Source organism: Pseudarthrobacter phenanthrenivorans (assembly GCF_000813845.1).
GTDB classification, from domain to species: Bacteria; Actinomycetota; Actinomycetes; order Actinomycetales; family Micrococcaceae; genus Arthrobacter; species Arthrobacter phenanthrenivorans_B.
The window spans coordinates 1-17,086 of record NZ_JWTB01000038.1; the positions used below are offsets into that span (position 1 = coordinate 1).

The window sequence follows — 17,086 nt, forward strand, 5'->3', positions numbered from 1 at the left end:
GGGTGAGGGTGCGGTGCTCGTTCGGGTTTTGGAGGCCGCGGGCGGTGGCGGTGGTGCGGTTCCAGATCGCCGATGCGGTGTCCCCGGGCAGGTAGAGGGAGAGCCAGGCCATGCCGTCGCGGTCGGGGGTGTAGTCCATCCGCCGGTCCGCGGTTCCTTTGGTGTGGCGTTTCTCGAGGGTTTCGGGGTGGTGGCGTTCGCGCCAGGACCGGACCTTGGCCCGGAACCTGGAGGGCACGAGCTCGCCGGGGGCGGCGCCGCGGGCCGGGGTGGGCGCGGCCGGGTCGAAGAAGTGCGCCACCAACCCCGCGGCCCCGGCCGGGGTGAGGCCCTCGGTCTCGTCCGCCACAATGCGGGCGTGCTGCCAGGACGAGGCGCCGACGGCCAGGGCGTTCAGGACCGGCGGCAGGGAGCAGACCCGGCGGGACTGCTCCACCAAACCACTTGCGGCCGGGGAGCTGATGGTCAGGACCCCGGCGATTTCTTCCACGGCCGACATCTCCGCATAGGTGCGCTCCTGCACCGGCGCGTCCGGGGCCAGCATCGCCTGCTGAAACTCAACAGCGTCGGCAACATCGCGGGCCTTCACCGCGGCGAGCCGGCCTTCCAGCCGCTTTACCACCTCCAGCCGTTTCAGCCGGAGCTCATACCGCCGCTGCAACACATCCACATCACTGCCAGCATCAGCGCCGGAAGCCAAAGCAGCGTCCTCCCGGTCCAGCGCGCGAAGGGCAGCAACAGAGGCAGAAACACCCTCCGTCACAACCCTGACACCGCTGCTGATTCCCATACCCACATCATCCAACGAGGGTCCGACAATCAGGTTCGCAGGGCAACCGGAACGGCAGTCCTATCCGCCGGCGAACGGCGGCAGCACGTCCACCACGTCGTCGGCGCCAAGAACCGTCGCCTGGTCCCGCACGGCCACTTCGTTAAGCAGGAAGCTGCTGCGCGAGAGCAGCCGCTGCAGCGGGGGCGTACCCGCCGGCGGTTCGGGCCGGTCCACGGCGGCAACAACCTGCAGCAGGTCCGCCACGGTGGACCCCGCCGGCAGGTCGAACTTCTCTTCCTCAAACCCGGCGGCAGCGCGCGCGGCAGCGAAGTAACGTACAAGCATCCCGGTCAGCCCCCGATTGCGCTCATGCTGCGGTCCGGCTGGACGAAGTCCGGAGCGTCGAGTCCCACGTGGTCCATGCCGTGGGCTTTCGGTTTGATCCACATGGCGTCCTGCCAGCGCTGCGCCAGGTCGTCGTCGGACGCGCCTGAACGCAGCAACCCGAGCAGGTCGAACTCTTCGCGTGAGAACAGGCAACTCATGATCTTGCCTTCGGCCGTGATCCGGGTGCGCCGGCAGTCCGAGCAGAACGGCTCGGTCACGGAAGCGATGATGCCCACGGTTCCCAGCACGGGACCATCCGCAGGCGCCGGACCATCCACCCGCCGTCGTACGTCAAAACGTTCCGCCGGGGCACCGTCACGGGCCCGTCGGTCCGGAGTGAGCACAAAGTCACGCGAAAGCAGGTCACGGATTTCGGCGGCGGTAATCATATTGCGCCGGGTCCAGCCGTGGTCGGCATCCAGCGGCATCTGCTCGATGAACCGCAGCTCATATCCGCGGCCCAAAGCCCAGTCCAGCAGTTGCGGCGCCTCGGCGTCATTGATGCCGCGCATCAGCACCGCGTTCAGTTTCACGGGCCCCAGACCGGCCGCCCACGCCGCATCCACACCGGCAAGCACCTGGTTTAGGAATGGCCTCCGGGTCAATTGGGCAAAGGTCTCCTCGTGCAGCGAATCCAGCGAGACATTGATGCGCGTCAGCCCCGCCGCCTTGAGCGGCGCCGCCTTCTTCGCCAAGCCAACACCGTTGGTGGTCATGGAGATCGGCAGGTCCGGATGGTTCCGGCGCAGGGCCGCGATGATGTCCACAAGGTCGTGCCTTACCAGGGGCTCCCCGCCCGTCAGGCGGAGTTCGCGGACCCCCAGCTGATCCACGCCAATCCGGACAATCCGGACGATCTCATCCGCGGACATCACTGCCTGTTTTGCCAGCCACTCCAGGCCTTCGGCGGGCATGCAGTAGGTGCACCTCAGGTTGCACTTGTCCGTCAGGGACAGCCTCATGTCGGTGGCACGCCGGCCGTACCGGTCCACGAGGCCTGCGGGCGCATCGGCGGGCCGGCGCCCGGGAACGGCGGGCAGCGCGGATGCTGCTTCCTCCCGCGGCTGGGGCATACCTAGCTGGACACTCATGAATTCAGGCTACGCCACGTTGAGCCGCGGATCACACACATGACTGCGCCCGACGCCAACCTGCGGGGAGTTGCAGCAGATCCGGCGCCCTTTGGCGCCGGGAAACCTATGCTGGAGGGGTGAAGAGTCCCCGGCCCGGAGGCCTGATGGACGACGGCGGCACCGGCCTTCCACGGCAGGCGTCCGACGGCGGCGCGCACCCAGGTGCGGGCCCTGTCCCGAGCGGGGGACAACAGGCGGCAAGCCCCGGCGGGGCGACCCGGAGGCCCGTGCAGGACACGCAGGAGGCGCCGCGGCAGGCCAAGTGGCAGAACAAGTGGCAGGACAAACGGCAGGACGACAGCCAGGAACTGGATGGACAGCACCGGTCCCTCGCGGCTGCAGCCGGTGTTGCGGCTGTTGCCGGTGGCCTGGTGGCCGGGGAACTGCTGGCAGGTTTCCTCATCCCGTCGCTGTCGCCCCTGACGGCGGTGGGGGGTGCTGTCATCGACGCAGTGCCGCCAGGCGTCAAGGACTGGGCCATCTCCCTCTTCGGCACGGCCGACAAGGCCGCGCTCCTGGCCGGCATGGCACTCGCCATTGCCATGCTGGCTGCCTTGGCAGGCGTCCTCGAAGACAGCCGGAAATTCGCCGGAATCGCCGTGGTGGGAATTTTTGGGGCAGCGGGAGCCGCAGCCGTGCTGACCCGCGCGCAGGTGACACCCGGCGCCCTGGCACTTCCCGTGCTGGCCGCCGTGCTTGCCGGCATCCTCCTGCGGTTCCTGATCCGGAAACTCCACGCCTGGCGCGGGGAGGCAGCCGCCGGCACCGGCCCATCCCGCCGCAGCTTCTTCCAGTCCCTTGCCGTCACCGCCGCGGTTTCAGCCGTGGGAGGCGTGCTCGCGGGAATCTGGCGCAGCGCCGCCATCGCGGCCAGCGAAGCCAGGGCCCGCATCTCCCTTCCCGCACCGGCCTCACCGGCCCCGCCCATCCCGGCCACCGCCGAATCAGGGGTAGCCGGTGCAACGCCGCTGGTTACACCCAACCGGGACTTCTACCGGATTGATACGGCCCTGTCCGTCCCGGCGGTCAACGCGGATACCTGGGTCCTCAAGGTCACCGGGATGGTCGAGCGCGAGGTACAGCTCTCCTTCGCCGACCTCCTGGCCAAGCCGCTGACCGAGCGGCACATCACCATCGCCTGCGTCTCCAATGGTGTGGGCGGGGACCTGATCGGCAACGCCCGCTGGCTGGGCTGGCCGGTCCGCGAACTGCTGGCCCAGGCCGGTCCGCAACCCGGCGCCGACATGGTGCTCTCCCGCAGCGCCGACGGATGGACGGCCGGCACGCCCCTGGACGTCCTCACCGACGCCAGGGACGCCCTGCTCGCCGTGGGCATGAACGGTGAGCCGCTGCCGCTGGAGCACGGGTTCCCCGTGAGGCTGGTGGTCCCAGGCCTTTACGGATATGTCTCGGCCACCAAGTGGCTCACCGAACTGAAGGTCACCCGGTTCGCCGACGACACCGGCTACTGGACGCCCCGGGGCTGGTCCGAGCGTGGCCCCATCAAAATGTCATCCCGCATCGACGTGCCCCGCAGCGGCCGGCCGGTCACCGCAGGAACAGTCGTCTTTGGGGGAGTTGCCTGGGCCCAGCACACCGGTATCCGGAAGGTGGAACTGAGGATCAACCGGGGACCGTGGCAGGAAGCGGACCTGGCCACCGGAATCTCGCCCGATACGTGGTACCAGTGGAAGCTGGGCGTGGACCTGACCCCGGGGCAGTACGAGGTCCAGGTCCGTGCCACCGACCTCGCGGGCCGGGCACAGGACGAAACGGCGCGGCCACCGGCGCCGGACGGGGCCACCGGATTCCACACGGTTAGAGTGGACGTGAAATCCTGACAGCCGCGACCAAAGGCGTACCCATGACCCGTTCCGTTCCGCATGGCCAGACCAGGCACCAGGTGCACCACGGGGCGCGGTCCGTTGCCGACCATGCCGCCGCCGTCCGGGACCTCCTCAGCGGCATGGCAGCGGCGGACCGCATCGAAACCCTTCCGCTCAGCGCGGCACTCGGCCGCGGCCTGGCGCTGTCCATCGACGCGCCGGTCAGCCTTCCCCCTTTCGCGAATTCCCAAATGGACGGCTATGCCGTCCGTTCCGGTGACCTTCCCGGCGACGGAGCGGACCTGCGCATCATGCCCCCGGTTCCTGCCGGGGCAACCCCCCACCCCCTGGAGCCCGGAACGGCGGCGCCCATCATGACCGGTGCCATGATCCCGGCGGGGGCCGACGCCGTCGTACCGATTGAAAAGGCGGTCCCGGACCACTTCCTGGCATCCGGCGACGGGCGGGCGGTGACCTTGCCGGCCACCGCCCACGGAACGTATGTGCGGGCCGCCGGAAGCGACATCGCGGCGGGGGAGCAGGCGCTGGCCGCCGGGACGTGCCTGGGCCCGGCGCAGCTGGGGCTGCTCGCCGCGCTGGGTATTCCGGAGGTGCCTGTGTACCGGGCCGTGACCGTCCTGCTCGTCACCACCGGGGACGAGGTGGTGGAACCCGGCCGGCCGCTTCCGGCGGGCAAGATCTACGACTCCAACGGAACCCTGCTCGAGGCTGCCATGAAGCAGGCGGGCCTCACCGTCCGGCGTTCCGGTATTTCCACCGACAATCCGGCTGAACTGACCGCGTTGCTGCGGGCCCAGTGCCAGGGCGCCGACCTCATCGTCACCACCGGCGGGGTCAGCAAGGGCGCTTACGAGGTGGTGCGCCAGGCAATGGCAGACCAGCCCGTCGAGTTCCTGCACGTGGCCATGCAGCCGGGCGGTCCACAGGGGATGGGAACGTTCGACGGCGTCCCGTTCCTTGGGTTTCCCGGCAATCCGGTCAGCTGCCTGGTGTCCTTTGAGATGTTCCTCCGCCCCGCCCTGTCAGCGCTGCTGGGGGCACCGGCAGCCAGGTTGCCGCTGCGTGCCCGCCTGGATCTGAGTGGGCTGGCCCAGCCCCTCACGTCCCCGGCGCCCAAGCACCAGGTCCGGCGCGGCAGCCTGCAGCCGGACGGGACGGTGCGGCTTGAGGGCGGCGAAAGCTCGCACCTCATGCACGCCCTGGCAGGTTCCAACGTCCTGGTCCACGTTCCGGCCGGCGTAACGGAGCTCGCCTCCGGGGATGAGGTGGAAGTATGGATGCTGTGAACGCAGAACAGACCCCCGCGCTGACGCACCTGCGCCAGGACGGCAGCGCCCAGATGGTGGACGTCTCCGCCAAGCCCGAGACCACCCGCGAAGCCACGGCCACCGCCACCGTGCAGACCACCGCAGAGGTGATGGAACTGCTGGGCAGCGGCGGCCTCCCCAAGGGCGACGCCCTGGCGGTTGCCCGCGTAGCCGGCATCATGGCCGCGAAGAAGACCCCGGACCTGGTGCCGCTGTGCCATCCGCTTCCGCTGTCCAAGGTCACAGTGGACTTCGAGCTGGGCACCGAAACAGTCACCATCACCTCCACCGTCAAGACCCGCGGGGTCACCGGCGTGGAGATGGAGGCCCTGACCTCTGCGTCCGTGGCCGCCCTCAGCGTCTACGACATGATCAAAGCGGTGGACAAGCACGCCGTCCTGACGGACATCAAGGTGCTGGCCAAGAGCGGCGGCAAGAGCGGGGACTGGGCACTGTGACCTCCATCTTTGGCGCAGCCGAGCCGCACCGGCACGGCGACGTTCAGGGACGCAGGGCCGGCGTCGTTATCGCCTCCACCCGTGCGGCCGCCGGCATCTACGACGACGAAACCGGCCCGGTCATCACCGGCTGGCTCACCGAGCACGGCTTCGACGTCTTCCCCGCCATGGTGGTCCCCGACGGCGAGCCCGTCGGGGCTGCCATCCGGGCGCTCCTGACCCAGCATCCCGCCGTCGTCATCACCAGCGGCGGCACCGGGCTCAGCCCGGACGACCGGACACCGGACGTCACCTTGCCCCTGCTGGACCGGGAAATCCCGGGCATCATGGAGGCAATCCGGCGGGCCGGCGCCGAAAAGACCCCGCTCGCTGCCCTCAGCCGTGGCCATGCCGGCGCCGCGGGGAAAACCTTTATTGTGAACCTGCCTGGATCACCGAAGGGCGTCATGGACGGCCTGGGCGTCCTGGATCCCGTGATCGGGCACCTCTGCGACCAGCTGGAAGGCGGACATGGGCACTGAAGCAGCATTCGAGATAGTAAGGGCCGTGCTGAGCCCGGACCCGATCTCCGTCGACCAGGCCATCGCTGCCGTGGAAAGCGACACGGCCGGCGCGGTGGTCAGCTTCAGCGGCGTGGTCCGGAACCACGACGGCGGCAAATCCGTGGAGCGCCTCAGCTACAGTGCGCACCCCACGGCACACCAGGTGATGGCCGACGTCGTCGCCCGCCTGGTTGCTGAACAGAACGCTGCGGGGGAACAGGCAGCCGCGGAGGCTTCCGGAGGCAGTGGCCAGCCGGTCCGCATCTGGGCCGCCCACCGCATCGGCATGCTGGAGATCGGAGACCCCGCGCTCGTGTGCGCCGTGTCTGCCGCGCACCGCGGGCAGGCGTTTGCCGTCTGCTCCGAGCTGGTGGACCGGATCAAGGAGCAGGTGCCCATCTGGAAGGAGCAGTTCTTCTCCGACGGCACCGTGGAATGGGTAGGTGCGGGCAGCTGACGCTGCACCGGACCCGCATGGGGGATCCTCCCCGGCTGACCAGTCCGCGGGTGCGGCCGCGGAATGCGAGGTAACGCACGCCGGCCGGTTCCTGCACCCACCGGTCCCGCCGGTAGGGTTAACACCATGACCGAACAACACTCCGTTCCCAAGCTGGTGGCCGTCCTCGGCGCCAATGGGCGCATGGGCGCCGAAGCCGTGAAGGCCATCGATGCCGCGCCCGACATGAAGCTCGCCGCAGCCCTGGGACGGGGTGACTCCCTGGAGCAGCTGACCACCTCAGGTGCCCAGTACCTGGTGGACCTGACCGTTCCCGAAAGCACCGAAGCGAACGTCCGCTTCGCCGTCGAACATGGAATCCACGCCGTCGTGGGCACCACCGGCTGGGACGCTGCCCGGCTTTCCGCCCTCGAATCCCTCCTGGCCGGGCACCCGGAAACGGGCGTCCTCATCGCGCCCAACTTTGCGCTGGGCTCGGTGCTGGCCTCGGCCTTCGCGGCGAAGGCTGCCAGGTACTTCGAGTCCGTGGAGATCATTGAGCTGCACCACCCGGACAAGGTGGATGCCCCTTCCGGCACCGCCGTGCGAACGGCACAGCTCATCGCGGCGGAACGGGCCGCAGCGGACCTGCCGCCGAGCCCCGATGCCACCACCAGTGAACGTGCCGGAGCGCGCGGGTGCGAAGTGGACGGCGTCCGGGTGCACAGCGTCCGTCTCCGCGGCCTGGTGGCCCACCAGGAAGTACTCCTCGGCGGCCCGGGCGAACAACTGACCCTCCGCCACGATTCCTTCGACCGGGCGTCCTTCATGCCAGGCGTGCTCCTGGGCGTCCGCAACGTCGCCGCGCACCCCGGCCTGACCGTGGGCCTGGACGGTTACCTGGACCTGGGGTTCTAGGCAGTGGACGGGTTCCTGGCCGGCTTCCGGAAGAACCGCACCAAGATCTGGGTGGGAGCAGTGACGCTGCTGCTGGTCTTCTACCTGGTGGTCTCCTTCCAGCGGTCCCTCCTGCTGCTGGCGGACAGCAGCCTCACCGCCAAGGCCATTGGCGCCGCCTACCTGGTGCTGCCCATCGTCGGCGCGTGGGCCCTGATCCGGGAACTCATGTTCGGTGCCCGCACCGAGCAGATGGCCAAGGTCCTGGAGGCAGAAGGCGGGCTGCCCGTGGATGAGCTGCCCCGCACGCCCGGCGGCCGGATCGTCCGCGCCGCCGCCGACGCCGAGTTCGAAAAATACCGTGCCGAGGCCGAGGCCGCGCCCGACGACTGGCGCTCCTGGTTCCGGCTCAGCTGCGCCTACGACGCCGCCGGGGACCGGAAACGGGCCCGCGCATCCATGCGCGACGCCGTCCGGCTTTTCACCGCCGCGTCCTAGCGCCGCTGCGTCCTAGCACCGGCTGCTCCACGCGGCCGCGGCACGCCACCAACCCACTGCGATGGGCATATCTGCCCATCGCAGTTCCGTTGTGCCCGCGGTATGTTCGGGGGGCAACACTTTCCGGCTTGGGGGGCGGACATGGGGTTGGCGGTCATGCCGCCACGATCGTCCCTTGAACCTTGCTTGCGCACCCGCACCCTGCATAAAGGACGATCATGAGCCACCCGAGTCATCCCCAACCGCCACAAGGCGGACCGTCAGCGCCTCCGGTTCCGCCGGCGCCGTCAAGTGTCGATGGGCAGCGCAGCTTTGCCGGGCAGTCCGGCTTTGCTGGGCACCCCGCTCCGGACGGACGGCCCGGCTTTGACCCGGGCGCCGCCAGCCACGGGCCCTACCCCGATGGGCCGCGCAGGTCATTCATGACCACCTGGATTCTGTCCCTCCTCCTGGGCACCTTCGGCGCGGACCGGTTTTATCTTGGCAAGATGGGCTCTGCCGTCGCCAAGCTGCTGACAGCCGGGGGCCTGGGCATTTGGGCGATCGTGGACCTGGTGATGACCCTGACGGGCAATACCCGGGACATCTTCGGCCGCCCGCTGGCGGGCTACCCGGAGAACAGGAAGAAGGCGTGGATCATCACTGCCGTGGTTTGGCTGATGAGCATTATTTCGGGGATCGTGCTGACCGTTGTCTCGATCGCCATGATCGCCGCTGCTGTGGACGGCCGCAATGTACCCGTTCCATCCGGAATTCCTTCGGTATCCCAGGGCGCCCCCGTTCCGTCGGGCGGAAGCGCACCCGACGCCGGCTCTGTTGTGGCCACGGTGTCTGAGGGCAACACGGTCAAGGTAGGCGTCCTGGATTCGATCTACACTGCCGAGATTCCCGGTATGTCCTACCTGCAACCCAAAAACGGCGGCTTCCTCGCCGTCGAGGTTTCATGGGAGACGCAGACCGGCACCAGCTTCTCCAGCCCCTCGAATTTTGCGGTCTACGACGCCGACGGAAAAGAGGGCGAACTGGTCTACCTGGACGAGGGGCTGGGGGCCTTGCCCACGGAAGAGGTTGGCGCCGGAGACGTCCGCCAGGGGGTCATTGCGTTCGACGTCAAGAAGGGCCCGGTCCAGGTGGTGATCATCAATGACTCCGGCGACAAGGCTGCTGCCTTCACCCTGACAGCACAGTAGGCGGTCGGTTCAAAACCGGTCACCTGCAACAGCCAGTCAGGAAAACCCAGGCCCGCGGCAGCATCCTGTGATGGTGCCGCGGGTTCCTTTGGCGCATTCCCCGTTTCAACGCTGTCTCGACCTGCAGCATCAAGGCGTCCCGTCACTGCAGCGCCTTGACGCCTCCGCGGCCAACGAGGGTGGCCGCATGGCCCGCCCATTCCAGGGGTCCGCGCCAGGAGAGCCGGGCAAACACTACGCCCACGGCAATCGCCGTGGCGGCATGGGCGAAATACATCCCGTCCTCGGTCCAGCCCGCGGGCAGCGGCTTGAGGTAGAAGCCGGACACGACCCAGACATGCACGGTGTAGAGGGTCAGGGTCATGGCGCCTGCTCCCCGCAGCGGCAGCAGCAGGTCCAGGTCCACCCATTCGGCCAGGCGGCCCAGCAGCAGGCAGGCGCCAATGACGGCTGCCGCGACCGCCGAGGTATGCAGCAGGTCGAGCGTGGTCCCCGAATGCGGCGCCGCCGACGCCAGCCACCACCACGAACCTTCCTGCGGAAGTCCGGCCAGGTTCACCTGCAGCACGCTGCCCAGCGGGTACCCCGGCGAGTTGATGGCCTCTTCCAGTGCTGCCAGTCCGCCCCAGTCCGCCATGGCCGCAGTGCCGACGGCCTTGGCCGCAACGGCAACAACGGTTCCTCCCGCCAGCAGCAGGACGGGGACCAGTGCTTTGGTGAGGACCAGGCGGCCGATAGCCAGCCCCACCAGCAGGTAGGACAGCCACTGCAGCACCGGGTAGTAGCCGGTGAAGAACACGTCCGCCAGCAGCCGGGAGGGCGTCCCCAGGTCTTCCCAGGCCGGGTTGTGGCCCAGTTTCAGGGGCGGTTCCGGGGCGAGGAGCCATGGCCGGAGCAGGTAGGCCAACACCGGCGATGCCAGGATCCAGCCGATTGCCCAGGCGCACAGCTGCTTCACCCCCAGTCCCAGGAAGGGCAGGACGCACAGGAACAGCACCGCGTAGTGGACCAGGATGATCGCCACGTTCACTTCCAGGCCGCCCAGGGTAAGGCCGACGGCGGCAATCACCAGGGCGCGCAGCGCAACACCCCGGCGGGCCGCGGAGAGGTCGCTGCCCTGCAGGGGCTTGTCCTTCCCCGTTGAAAGCGCGAGTCCCACGCCCGCGAGTACGGCGAAAAGTGCCGCAGCCCGGCCGGAGAACGTGAGGCCGATCCACGTGGGCGTGAGGCCGGCATCCGATTCGAAGGTCGGCAGCAGGTGCGTGGCCATCATGCCGAGCAGTGCCAGGCCGCGTGCCGCGTCGATACCCCGGAGGCGCCCGGGGTGCTGCCGTCCGGGAGCTTTCCGGGACCGGGTGGCCGGGGTACGCGAGGACATGACCAGATCGTCTCACATGCTGTTGAAGTGCTCCTGTCACAGGGATCCCGTCACAGGGATCTTGTATTCGAATATATGTTCGAATACTATCTGTGCCATGGAAATGTCATCAAGCGGAGGCACGCAGGAGCAGGGCCGCCTGCAGCCGGCTGAACCCGAGGCAGGCAGTGGGCTGCTGAAGGCAATGAGCCCGGGAGTGGTGGACTACCTGTTCCGGCAGCTTGTCTCGGGCAAACCGGCTGAGGACGTGCAGTGGGAGCAGGAAGGCATCAGCCTGGCCGCCCAGCCCGAAGGCGCGGAGCTTGCCCGCCGGCTCGCGGAAACGGACATCGAAGCGCTCACGCCTACGGAACTGTTCCACTACGTTCGCGCCGCCCAGCGGCTGGCGTCCTGGGCTGAGGACCTCCGGCAGGCCGCCGTCGGGCGCTACTGCCACACCGGAGCCGAGGCGGGGCCGCGCCCCGGGGTCCGGCCTATTTGACGTTCGTCACGGCCGTGGCATTGTCCTAACCAGCGGGGGACAGGGTAACGTTTTTTCCATGGCTGACTCTTCCGCGCACATCCCTGCCCTCGGTACCCTCCTGACCGCCATGGTCACGCCGTTCACCAAGGACGGCGCAGTGGATTACGACCAGGCGGCTGCGCTGGCCAGCAAGCTCGTCGACGACGGCTGCGACGGCCTGGTGGTCACCGGCACCACCGGTGAAACCTCCACCCTGACGGACGAGGAAAACCTGGGCATGTTCCGCGCCGTCAAGGAAGCGGTGGGCGGCCGGGCGGCCATCATTGCCGGCACCGGCACCAATGACACCGCGCACTCGGTGCACCTCTCCCAGCAGGCTGCTGCCCTCGGCGTCGACGGCCTCCTGTTGGTGACCCCCTACTACAACAAGCCCAGCCAGGCCGGGGTCCGCGCCCACTTCGAAACCATCGCCTCTGCGGTGGACGTGCCTGTCATGCTGTATGACATCCCCGGCCGGTCCTCCATCCCGATCGAACCGGACACCATGATCCGGCTTGCCCAGCACCCCAACATCGTCGCCGTCAAGGACGCCAAGGCCGACCTCACCGCCGCCACGCGGGTCATGGCCGAAACCGACCTCCTGTTCTACTCGGGCGACGACGGCCTGACCCTTCCGTGGATGGCGCTGGGCGCCGTAGGCCTCGTGGGTGTCACCACCCACGTTGCCACCCGTCGCTTCCGCGAACTCATCGACGCCGTCAACGCCAACGATCTCGGCACAGCTCGCAAGATCAACTTCGAACTGCAGCCCGTGGTCCGCGCAACGATGACCCGCGTCCAGGGAGCCGTGGCGGCCAAACAGATTCTTAAATGGCAGGGAGTCCTGCCCAACTCGATTGTCCGTTTGCCCCTCGTGGAGCCGGACGAAACCGAGATCGAAACCATCCGCGGGGATTTGGCGGAAGCGGGGCTGGTCTTCTCCTGAGGCTAAGACCGGCACCCTTCCGCCTGGAAAGTAGTGCACTATGACCCAAACTGCCCTTACCGGCCTTGTCACCCCTCCTCGCCTGCCCCAGGGCACGCTCAGGATCGTTCCGCTTGGCGGACTGGGGGAAATCGGCCGGAACATGGCCGTGTTCGAAATCGACGGCAAGCTGCTGATCGTGGACTGCGGCGTCCTCTTCCCCGAGGAAACCCAGCCCGGCGTTGACTTGATCCTGCCCGATTTCTCCTACATCGAGGACCGGCTGGACGACGTCGTGGCCGTGATCCTGACCCACGGCCACGAGGACCACATCGGCGCCGTGCCGTACCTGCTGCGCCTGCGCAACGACATCCCGCTGGTGGGATCGCAGCTGACCCTCGCCCTGATCGAAGCCAAGCTGCAGGAGCACCGCATCCGGCCCTACACCTTGACGGTCGAAGAGGGCCAGGTGGAGAAGTTCGGCCCGTTCGAATGCGAGTTCGTGGCCGTCAACCACTCCATCCCTGACGCCCTTGCGGTGTTCATCCGCACCGCGGGCGGCACCGTCCTGCATACCGGCGACTTCAAAATGGACCAGCTGCCGCTGGATGGGCGCATCACCGACCTGCGGCACTTCGCCAAGCTGGGCGAAGAGGGCGTGGACCTGTTCATGTCCGACTCGACCAACGCGGACGTCCCCGGATTCACCACGGCCGAGAAGGAGATCGGCCCCACGCTGGAGCGGCTTTTCGGCCAGGCCACCAAGCGCATCATCGTGGCATCCTTCTCCTCCCACGTGCACCGTGTGCAGCAGGTCCTTGACGCGGCAGCCAAGCACAACCGCAAGGTGGCCTTCGTGGGCCGCTCCATGGTCCGCAACATGGCCATCGCGGAAAAGCTCGGCTACCTGGATGTTCCCGCCGGGCTGATCGTCGACATCAAGAACATCGACAACCTCCCCGACAACCGCGTGGTGCTGATGTCCACGGGTTCCCAGGGCGAGCCCATGGCCGCCCTGTCCAGGATGGCCAACGGCGACCACCGCGTGGTGGTGGGCGACGGCGACACCGTCATCCTGGCCTCCAGCCTCATCCCGGGCAATGAAAATGCGGTGTTCCGGATCATCAACGGCCTCCTCAAGCTGGGTGCCGACGTGATCCACAAGGGCAACGCCAAGGTGCACGTGTCCGGCCACGCCGCCGCGGGTGAGCTGCTCTACTGCTACAACATCCTCGAGCCGCTCAACGCGATGCCGGTGCACGGCGAAACCCGGCACCTGATCGCCAACGGCAAGATCGCCATCGAGTCCGGAGTCCCCGAGGCAAGCGTCATCCTCGCGGACAACGGCACGGTCATCGACCTCCGCGACCACCAGGCGGACATCGTGGGCCAGGTGGAGGTGGGCTTCGTCTACGTCGACGGCTCCAGCGTGGGCGAAATCACCGACGCCGACCTCAAGGACCGCCGCATCCTGGGCGACGAAGGCTTCATCTCGATCATCACGGTCATCCACCGGGCCACGGGCAAGGTGGTGTCCGGGCCCGAGATCCACGCCCGCGGCGTTGCCGAGGATGACTCCGTCTTCGACGACATCATCCCCAAGATCAACGCGGCACTGGAAGAAGCAGTCCAGAACCACGCCGACCACACCAGTCACCAGCTCCAGCAGGTGGTGCGCCGCGTCGTGGGCACCTGGGTCAACCGCAAGCTGCGCCGCAAGCCCATGATCATCCCGGTGGTGCTCGAGGCCTGAGATTGCCTCCGCTGCCATTGGCAGATTCGGAAGGCCCCGGTTCACTGAGAACCGGGGCCTTCCGCGTGTCCGGACGGTGCGGTCCGCGCCGTCAACCGGTGCGCTCCCCGGGCCCCGATATCCCCGGAATTACGGCCTGCTTCCGGTAGCGTGGCTACTATGGCCACACGTACTACTTCCGCGCCCAAAGGTACCGGCAGGGGCAGCTCCGGCAGCAAATCCGGAGCCTCCACAGGCCGCGGAACCGGCTCCACCGCCAGCAAACCAGCGCGCGGCGGCTCATCCAGCACCGCACGCACCCGCCAGCTTCCCGCCGTCGAACACCACCAGCCGTGGCTGCTGCGCGTCGTGGGCGGAGCCTGGCTGGGAATCGGGCACCTGGTGGGCGGGGGAGTGCGCCGCATCGGCCACGACGTCAGCGACCTTCCACCGGAGGACCGCCGCGACGGCGCCGCACTCTTCAACCTGGCGCTGGGCATCTTCATTGCCACCTTCGCCTGGTGGGGCCTGACGGGCTGGCTGCCCGACGCCGTCTACGCCGTCGTGAACGGCACCTTCGGCTGGATCTCCCTGCTCCTGCCGCTGATGCTTTTCGTGTGCGCCTTCCGGCTGTTCCGGCAGCCCTCCGACGGCCGCGGCAACAACAGGGTTGGGATCGGCTTCCTGATCATGACCTTCGCCGGCTGCGGCCTCGCCCACATCCTCGGCGGCCAGCCCACCGTTGCCGACGGCTTCGAAGGCCTCCGGAAGGCCGGCGGCATGCTCGGCTTCCTGGCGGCCACGCCGCTGGCAGCCATCCACCCCGCAGTGCCCGTGGTGCTCTACGCCCTGCTCGCGTTCGTGTCAGTGCTCATCATCACCGCCACCCCGTTCACCGCCATCCCGCGCCGCCTCCGGGGAGCCTACGAACACCTCATGGGCATCGACCTGATGGAGCAGGACCAACCCGGTGACGCCCACGACCGCAGCTACCTTGAACGGACTCCGCCCGCTGCACCGAAGAAAAAGAAGCGCAGGCTCTTCGGCAAGGACGAGGAAACCGAGGCAGGCCTGGACGGGTACGTGGGGGATGAGGCCTTCGAACACGCAGTCATTGACGACGACGAGCAGGAGCCTGCCCGGCCCGCTCCCGGTGTGCGCCGGCCCACCCAGGCGGAGATCGCCGTCGAAAAGATCAAGGCGGCCCAGGGCCTGGGCGGAAGCTCCCCGGCCGCTCCGGCCGAGAACGCCACCGAGGCCATCCCGCTGGTGATCCCCGGTGCCGCTGCCCCCGGCAAGCCCGCCGCCGCACCTACTGTTCCCTCCAACCCCGTGGCCCCGGCGCCGCCGCCCGTGCCCATCCCGCAGCGGACGGAGCAGCTTTCCCTCGCCGGCGACGTCACGTACACACTGCCTGCCTCTGACTTCCTCACCCCGGGCTCCATCCCCAAGGAGCGCACTGAGGCCAACGACGCCGTCGTCGCCGCCCTGACCGACACCCTGCAGCAGTTCAACGTCGACGCCACCGTCACCGGCTTCAGCCGCGGCCCCACCGTCACCCGCTACGAGATCGAACTCTCGCCCGGCACCAAGGTGGAGCGCGTCACGGCGTTGTCCAAGAACATCTCCTACGCCGTGGCTTCCAGCGACGTCCGCATCCTGAGCCCCATTCCGGGGAAGTCCGCGATCGGCATCGAGATCCCCAACACGGACCGCGAAACCGTCTCCCTGGGCGACGTCCTCCGCAGCCAGAACGCCCGCCGCACCGACCACCCCATGGTCATGGGCGTGGGCAAGGACGTGGAGGGCGGCTACGTGGTGGCCAACCTGGCCAAGATGCCGCACCTGCTGGTGGCCGGTGCCACCGGTGCCGGTAAGTCGTCCTTCGTGAACTCGATGATCACCTCAATCCTGATGCGCGCCACGCCGGACGAGGTCCGGATGGTCATGGTGGACCCCAAGCGCGTGGAGCTCACCGCCTACGAGGGCGTTCCGCACCTGATCACCCCCATCATCACCAACCCCAAGAAGGCCGCCGAAGCGCTGCAGTGGGTGGTGCGGGAAATGGACGCCCGGTACGACGACCTCGCCAACTACGGCTTCAAGCACATCGACGACTTCAACAAGGCCGTCCGCGCCGGCAAGGTCCACCCGCCGGTGGATTCCAAGCGCGTCATCCGGCCGTACCCCTACCTGCTGGTGATCGTGGACGAGCTCGCGGACCTGATGATGGTGGCCCCGCGCGACGTCGAAGACTCGATCGTCCGCATCACCCAGCTTGCACGTGCAGCCGGCATCCACCTGGTGCTGGCCACCCAGCGCCCGTCCGTGGACGTGGTCACCGGCCTGATCAAAGCCAACGTTCCGTCCCGCATGGCCTTCGCCACGTCCTCCGTGACGGACTCCCGGGTGGTCCTGGACCAGCCCGGGGCGGAAAAGCTCATTGGCCAGGGTGACGCGCTCTTCCTGCCCATGGGTGCCTCCAAGGCCATGCGCGTCCAGGGTGCCTGGGTCACGGAATCCGAGATCCACAAGGTCGTCGAACACGTCAAGGGACAGTTGCAGGCCGTCTACCGTGACGACGTCGCGCCGGAAGCGGAAAAGAAGCAGATCGACGACGACATCGGGGACGACCTCGAAGTGCTGCTGCAGGCCACCGAACTGGTGGTCACCACGCAGTTCGGGTCCACCTCAATGCTCCAGCGCAAGCTCCGGGTCGGCTTCGCCAAGGCCGGCCGGCTCATGGACCTGCTGGAATCGCGCGGCGTGGTGGGCCCCTCCGAGGGCTCCAAGGCCCGCGACGTGCTGGTGAAGCCGGACGACCTCGCCGCCGTCCTCGCCGCCATGAAGGGGCAGGAGGCCCCCGCGGCGCCTGACTCACAGACCGCCGCGCTGAGCGACAACGCCAACGCCAACATCGCCCAGGGTGGCTACGCCGAGGACCTGGTTGCCGCCGACCTGGACAAGCGCAAGCAGAACGTCGAATACTACGACGGTTCGGATTCCGCTTCCGGCGGCTACGGCGATGACGACGACGGCTCCGAAGACGCGTGGTCCCTCACGGGACGCTAGGCCGGTAGCC

At 68.1% G+C, this 17,086-nt stretch carries 15 protein-coding genes and 1 pseudogene; 12 read left to right on the forward strand and 4 right to left on the reverse strand.

Annotated elements, in window-relative coordinates; all coding sequences use genetic code 11:
* The 3 genes and pseudogenes from RM50_RS17280 to moaA form a co-directional block, all read right to left on the reverse strand.
* Positions 1–790, reverse strand: a pseudogene (locus RM50_RS17280) (DUF222 domain-containing protein); the annotation flags it as partial.
* Between the two features lie 60 nt (positions 791–850).
* Positions 851–1,117: a MoaD/ThiS family protein gene (locus RM50_RS17285; protein ID WP_043455193.1), complete on the reverse strand. Its 267-nt coding sequence runs from the start codon at positions 1,115–1,117 to the stop codon at positions 851–853.
* 5 nt (positions 1,118–1,122) lie between these two features.
* Positions 1,123–2,250, reverse strand: coding sequence for a GTP 3',8-cyclase MoaA (moaA, locus tag RM50_RS17290; RefSeq protein ID WP_205622300.1), 1,128 nt, complete (start codon positions 2,248–2,250; stop codon positions 1,123–1,125).
* A gap of 119 nt (positions 2,251–2,369) precedes the next feature.
* Here moaA and RM50_RS17295 point away from each other — a divergent pair, with 119 nt between their 5' ends.
* The 8 genes from RM50_RS17295 (at position 2,370) to RM50_RS17330 (ending at position 9,467) form a co-directional block, all read left to right on the forward strand.
* A complete protein-coding gene (locus tag RM50_RS17295; RefSeq protein WP_240471989.1) occupies positions 2,370–4,133 on the forward strand; it encodes a molybdopterin-dependent oxidoreductase in 1,764 nt (587 codons plus the stop codon).
* A gap of 23 nt (positions 4,134–4,156) precedes the next feature.
* The gene (locus tag RM50_RS17300) at positions 4,157–5,425 is read left to right on the forward strand and encodes a molybdopterin molybdotransferase MoeA (RefSeq protein ID WP_052260326.1); all 1,269 of its coding nucleotides are present in this window, start codon (positions 4,157–4,159) and stop codon (positions 5,423–5,425) included.
* The gene (gene moaC / locus RM50_RS17305; RefSeq protein WP_043455197.1) at positions 5,413–5,904 is read left to right on the forward strand and encodes a cyclic pyranopterin monophosphate synthase MoaC; all 492 of its coding nucleotides are present in this window, start codon (positions 5,413–5,415) and stop codon (positions 5,902–5,904) included. The genes RM50_RS17300 and moaC overlap by 13 nt, the downstream gene beginning before the upstream one ends.
* Entirely contained in the window at positions 5,901–6,425 is a 525-nt protein-coding gene (locus RM50_RS17310) for a MogA/MoaB family molybdenum cofactor biosynthesis protein (protein WP_043455200.1), read from the forward strand. The genes moaC and RM50_RS17310 overlap by 4 nt, the downstream gene beginning before the upstream one ends.
* Positions 6,415–6,903: a molybdenum cofactor biosynthesis protein MoaE gene (locus tag RM50_RS17315; RefSeq protein ID WP_043455202.1), complete on the forward strand. Its 489-nt coding sequence runs from the start codon at positions 6,415–6,417 to the stop codon at positions 6,901–6,903. The genes RM50_RS17310 and RM50_RS17315 overlap by 11 nt, the downstream gene beginning before the upstream one ends.
* Positions 6,904–7,029: 126 nt before the next feature.
* Positions 7,030–7,800 (forward strand): 4-hydroxy-tetrahydrodipicolinate reductase, encoded by a 771-nt coding sequence (dapB, locus tag RM50_RS17320; protein ID WP_043455205.1) that lies wholly within the window; start codon positions 7,030–7,032, stop codon positions 7,798–7,800.
* Positions 7,801–7,803: 3 nt separating this feature from the next.
* The gene (locus RM50_RS17325) at positions 7,804–8,277 is read left to right on the forward strand and encodes a hypothetical protein (protein WP_043455208.1); all 474 of its coding nucleotides are present in this window, start codon (positions 7,804–7,806) and stop codon (positions 8,275–8,277) included.
* 422 nt (positions 8,278–8,699) lie between these two features.
* Positions 8,700–9,467 carry a TM2 domain-containing protein gene (locus RM50_RS17330; protein ID WP_240471990.1) on the forward strand — a complete coding sequence of 256 codons (768 nt, stop codon included), beginning with the start codon at positions 8,700–8,702 and terminating at the stop codon, positions 9,465–9,467.
* A gap of 142 nt (positions 9,468–9,609) precedes the next feature.
* Here RM50_RS17330 and RM50_RS17335 read toward each other — a convergent pair whose 3' ends face one another.
* A complete protein-coding gene (locus RM50_RS17335; protein ID WP_043455212.1) occupies positions 9,610–10,845 on the reverse strand; it encodes a heparan-alpha-glucosaminide N-acetyltransferase domain-containing protein in 1,236 nt (411 codons plus the stop codon).
* A 97-nt stretch (positions 10,846–10,942) separates the two neighbouring features.
* On the opposite strand from RM50_RS17335, the gene RM50_RS17340 reads away from it, so the two are divergent.
* From RM50_RS17340 to RM50_RS17355, 4 genes are all read left to right on the forward strand, one after another.
* A complete protein-coding gene (locus tag RM50_RS17340; RefSeq protein WP_240471991.1) occupies positions 10,943–11,326 on the forward strand; it encodes a hypothetical protein in 384 nt (127 codons plus the stop codon).
* Between the two features lie 58 nt (positions 11,327–11,384).
* Positions 11,385–12,293 carry a 4-hydroxy-tetrahydrodipicolinate synthase gene (dapA, locus tag RM50_RS17345; RefSeq protein ID WP_043455215.1) on the forward strand — a complete coding sequence of 303 codons (909 nt, stop codon included), beginning with the start codon at positions 11,385–11,387 and terminating at the stop codon, positions 12,291–12,293.
* Positions 12,294–12,333: 40 nt separating this feature from the next.
* Positions 12,334–14,025 carry a ribonuclease J gene (locus RM50_RS17350; RefSeq protein ID WP_043455217.1) on the forward strand — a complete coding sequence of 564 codons (1,692 nt, stop codon included), beginning with the start codon at positions 12,334–12,336 and terminating at the stop codon, positions 14,023–14,025.
* 159 nt (positions 14,026–14,184) lie between these two features.
* Entirely contained in the window at positions 14,185–17,076 is a 2,892-nt protein-coding gene (locus RM50_RS17355) for an FtsK/SpoIIIE family DNA translocase (RefSeq protein WP_043455219.1), read from the forward strand.
* Positions 17,077–17,086: the final 10 nt, after the last annotated feature.

What these genes read in the sequence shown, in the direction of transcription:
- RM50_RS17300 (WP_052260326.1), top strand. Translation starts at nt 4,157, where the DNA reads ATGACCCGTTCCGTTCCGCATGGCCAGACCAGGCACCAGGTGCACCAC.
- dapA (WP_043455215.1), top strand. Translation starts at nt 11,385, where the DNA reads ATGGCTGACTCTTCCGCGCACATCCCTGCCCTCGGTACCCTCCTGACC.
- dapB (WP_043455205.1), top strand. Translation starts at nt 7,030, where the DNA reads ATGACCGAACAACACTCCGTTCCCAAGCTGGTGGCCGTCCTCGGCGCC.
- RM50_RS17285 (WP_043455193.1), bottom strand. Translation starts at nt 1,117, where the DNA reads ATGCTTGTACGTTACTTCGCTGCCGCGCGCGCTGCCGCCGGGTTTGAG.
- RM50_RS17355 (WP_043455219.1), top strand. Translation starts at nt 14,185, where the DNA reads ATGGCCACACGTACTACTTCCGCGCCCAAAGGTACCGGCAGGGGCAGC.
- moaC (WP_043455197.1), top strand. Translation starts at nt 5,413, where the DNA reads ATGGATGCTGTGAACGCAGAACAGACCCCCGCGCTGACGCACCTGCGC.
- moaA (WP_205622300.1), bottom strand. Translation starts at nt 2,250, where the DNA reads ATGAGTGTCCAGCTAGGTATGCCCCAGCCGCGGGAGGAAGCAGCATCC.
- RM50_RS17330 (WP_240471990.1), top strand. Translation starts at nt 8,700, where the DNA reads ATGACCACCTGGATTCTGTCCCTCCTCCTGGGCACCTTCGGCGCGGAC.
- RM50_RS17350 (WP_043455217.1), top strand. Translation starts at nt 12,334, where the DNA reads ATGACCCAAACTGCCCTTACCGGCCTTGTCACCCCTCCTCGCCTGCCC.
- RM50_RS17315 (WP_043455202.1), top strand. Translation starts at nt 6,415, where the DNA reads ATGGGCACTGAAGCAGCATTCGAGATAGTAAGGGCCGTGCTGAGCCCG.
- RM50_RS17335 (WP_043455212.1), bottom strand. Translation starts at nt 10,845, where the DNA reads ATGTCCTCGCGTACCCCGGCCACCCGGTCCCGGAAAGCTCCCGGACGG.
- RM50_RS17340 (WP_240471991.1), top strand. Translation starts at nt 10,943, where the DNA reads ATGGAAATGTCATCAAGCGGAGGCACGCAGGAGCAGGGCCGCCTGCAG.